Source organism: Halorubrum sp. Atlit-26R (assembly GCF_003666015.1).
In the GTDB taxonomy this organism is placed as follows: Archaea; Halobacteriota; Halobacteria; order Halobacteriales; family Haloferacaceae; genus Halorubrum.
On record NZ_QPLT01000318.1, the window covers coordinates 1 to 570 of the forward strand.

1 pseudogene is annotated in these 570 nt (G+C 57.7%); it reads right to left on the reverse strand.

The features are described 5' to 3' along the window. A pseudogene (locus DVK07_RS24015) lies at positions 1–570 on the reverse strand (hypothetical protein); the annotation flags it as partial.

Consider the following 570-nt stretch of genomic DNA (forward strand, 5'->3'; position numbering starts at 1 on the left):
GAAGCTGTCGAGGATGGCGAGCATCGGGAACTCCGCGACCGTCCAGACGAGGCTCCGACCCATGACGGGGACGCCGATTTTGACGAGGTCGCGTATCGTCTCGGTGTCGAGGAAGGGGCCGAACGGGTCGACGACGACGGGGAACGCAGTATTCGCAGACCGCATTCCTCGTACTTTCCGCTTCCCGACCTCGTCAGCATCAACCGGATTCACGACTCGCCCCCCGCTAATCATCGACAGCACGAACTGTGCGAATGTTCCTTTCCCGGCGTCCGACTCACCGTAGATGTAGAGGTTCGGAAGCGCCTTGTCAAGGTCAATCCCGTACTGATCGTAGAATGCTGCATCACGGTTCGCAAACGGAGCCCAAAACATCCACAGCAACGCCTCGGCCATGTGCGCTTTCACTGCGTCTTCATCGTTGCAATTCCCGTACTTATCGACCGTCTCAAAATACCCCTCTAAATCGGACAGGGCGGTATCAACGACATCTGGATCGTCAGGCAGCGGCTGTCCTACCCGATAGACCCGCCCATCAGTATGGAAGCTCAGTGTACGCCCGAATTCAAC